Raw genomic sequence first — 2,749 nt, 5'->3', positions numbered from 1 at the left:
TGGGCGCCGCGCGCGCGACGCCGGGCTGACCCGGCTGTACGCGCTCGGCCCGCTCAGCGCCCACGCCGCGCAGGCGTTCGGCGAGAACGGCCGCGTCTTCGACAGCCATGCGGCGCTGATCGAGGCGCTGCAGCGCGATCTGGCCGCGGTGGCCGGGAATCGGGAATCGGGAGCCGGGAATCGGCAAGAGCAGGATCAAGAGCAGGAAGTGAAGCAGATGCATGAGAACACCAGCGCGCCGTCCGATGGCGCGCTCCCACGGGTCCCGGGTCCCGGGTCCCGGGTCCCGGCCACGCTCCTGATCAAGGGCTCGCGCGGTAGCGCCATGGACACCGTGGTGCGCGCGCTGCTGAACCAGGCACAGGAGGCGCCGCATGCTGCTTGAACTCGCCCGCTGGCTGCAGCAGCTCGAAAGCATGTTCGGGCTGTTCGGCTATCTGACCTTCCGCGGCATCCTCGCGGCGCTGACCTCGCTGTTCCTGTCGCTGTGGCTGGGCCCGGCGGTGATCCGCAAGCTGGCGCAGTTCAAGGGCGGTCAGCCGATCCGCCAGGACGGCCCGCAGACCCACTTCTCCAAGGCCGGCACTCCGACCATGGGCGGCTCGCTGATCCTGCTCACCGTGCTGCTGTCGGTGCTGCTGTGGGGCGACCTGCGCAACCGCTACGTGTGGCTGGTGCTGGCGGTGATGCTGGCGTTCGGCGTGATCGGCTGGTACGACGACTGGATCAAGATCGTGCGCCGCGACCCGAACGGGCTGAAGTCGCGCTGGAAGTACCTGCTGCAGTCGATCTTCGGCCTGGCCGCGGGCCTGTTCCTGTACTACACCGCCGACGTGCCGGCGGCGATCACCTTCTACATCCCGATGTTCAAGTCGATCGCGCTGCCGCTGGCCGGGATCAGCTTCGTGGCCATCGCCTACTTCTGGATCGTCGGCTTCTCCAACGCGGTCAACCTGACCGACGGCCTGGACGGCCTGGCGATCATGCCGACGGTGCTGGTGGCCTGCGCGCTGGGCGTGTTCGCCTATGCCTCGGGCAACGCGGTGTTCTCGGCCTACCTGAAGATCCCGACCATCCCCGGCGCCGGCGAGCTGATCATCATCTGCGCGGCGATCGCCGGCGCGGGCCTGGGCTTCCTGTGGTTCAACACCTACCCGGCGATGGTGTTCATGGGCGACATCGGCGCGCTGGCGCTGGGCGCGGTGCTGGGCACCATCGCGGTGATCGTGCGCCAGGAACTGGTGCTGGTGATCATGGGCGGCGTGTTCGTCATCGAGACGCTGTCGGTGATGATCCAGGTCGCCTCGTTCAAGCTCACCGGCAAGCGCGTGTTCCGCATGGCGCCGATCCACCACCACTTCGAGCTGAAGGGCTGGCCGGAGCCGCGGGTGATCGTGCGCTTCTGGATCATTTCGGTGGTGCTGGTGCTGGTCGGCCTGGCCACGTTGAAGGTGCGCTGATGAACGACCCCGCCCGCCAAGCGACCCGCCTGGAGGCCATCGGTGGCCGCTACGACCCGTGGCTGCTCGGCGCCGCGGTGGCGCTGGCGTCGCTGGGCGTGGTCATGGTCGGCTCCAGCTCGATCGAGCTGACCACCAGCCCGTTCTACTACCTGAGCCGTCACCTGCTGTTCCTGGCCGGCGGTGTCGGCCTGGCGATCTGGGCGATGCGCACCGAGCTGAAGAACATCGAGCAGTACAACCAGTTGCTGCTGCTGGCCTGCTTCGGCCTGCTGCTGGTGGTGTTCGTGCCCGGGCTGGGCAGCACCGTCAACGGCGCGCGGCGCTGGATCAACCTGGGCATCTCGCGTTTCCAGACCGTGGAAGCGGTGAAGGTGCTGTACATCGTGTGGCTGTCCAGCTACCTGGTGCGTTTCCGCGACGAGGTCAACGCGACCTGGCCGGCGATGCTCAAGCCGCTGGGTGTGGCGGTGGCGCTGGTCGGCCTGCTGCTGCTGCAGCCGGACTTCGGTTCCTCCACGCTGCTGCTGGCGATCACCGCCGGCATGCTGGTGTTGGGCGGGGTGAATCTGCCGCGCATGTCGATGCCGATCGTGATCGGCCTGCCGGTGTTCGCCTTCATCGCGATCCTCGAGCCGTACCGCCTGCGCCGCATCACCTCCTTCCTCGATCCGTGGGCCGACCAGCTCGGTTCCGGCTACCAGCTGTCCAACGCGCTGATGGCGGTGGGCCGCGGCGAACTGTTCGGGGTCGGCCTGGGCGGCTCGGTGCAGAAGCTCAACTACCTGCCGGAAGCGCACACCGACTTCATCTTCTCGGTCATCGCCGAGGAACTGGGCTTCGTCGGCGTGTGCCTGATCATCTCGCTGTACGCGCTGCTGGTCGGCCGCGCGTTCTGGCTGGGCATGCGTTGCGTGGAAATGAAGCGCCACTTCTCCGGCTACATCGCCTTCGGCATCGGCCTGTGGATCAGCCTGCAGAGCTTCGTCTCGGTCGGCGTGAACCTGGGCATCCTGCCGACCAAGGGCCTGACCCTGCCGCTGATCTCCGCCGGTGGTTCCAGCGTGCTGATGACCTGCGTGGCGATGGGGCTGCTGCTGCGCGTGTCCTACGAACTCAACCGCGCCGAGCGCCAGGTGGCGCTGGTACGCAGCGACGCGGCGATGCCGGTCAAGCAGACCGTGGACAACGCCGAGGACCTGCACGCCGCGCGCGAGGCCAGCGCCAGCGCGGTCGCCGCGGCGATCCAGGGCGGTGCCCCGGGGCGCGGCACCAGCCGCATGCAGCCG

2 protein-coding genes and 1 pseudogene are annotated in these 2,749 nt (G+C 68.3%); all 3 read left to right on the top strand.

Annotated elements, in window-relative coordinates; translation table 11 throughout:
• Nucleotides 1–385 (top strand): annotated as a pseudogene (locus D180_RS22220) (UDP-N-acetylmuramoylalanyl-D-glutamyl-2, 6-diaminopimelate--D-alanyl-D-alanine ligase); the annotation flags it as partial.
• On the top strand, nucleotides 375–1,460 hold the full coding sequence (gene mraY, locus D180_RS22215; RefSeq protein WP_010344435.1) for a phospho-N-acetylmuramoyl-pentapeptide-transferase: 1,086 nt from the start codon (nucleotides 375–377) through the stop codon (nucleotides 1,458–1,460). The pseudogene D180_RS22220 and the gene mraY, both read left to right, overlap by 11 nt.
• A partial coding sequence (gene ftsW, locus D180_RS22210) for a putative lipid II flippase FtsW (RefSeq protein ID WP_017914499.1) occupies nucleotides 1,460–2,749 on the top strand: 1,290 nt, incomplete at its 3' end. The genes mraY and ftsW, both read left to right, overlap by 1 nt.

Origin of the sequence: Xanthomonas sp. SHU 166 (assembly GCF_000364685.1) — a bacterium.
GTDB lineage: Bacteria > Pseudomonadota > Gammaproteobacteria > Xanthomonadales > Xanthomonadaceae > Xanthomonas_A > Xanthomonas_A sontii.
This window is presented reverse-complemented; position numbering and strand designations above follow the sequence as displayed.

Coding starts and splice junctions, on each gene's coding strand:
- mraY (WP_010344435.1), top strand. CDS start 375: ATGCTGCTTGAACTCGCCCGCTGGCTGCAGCAGCTCGAAAGCATGTTC.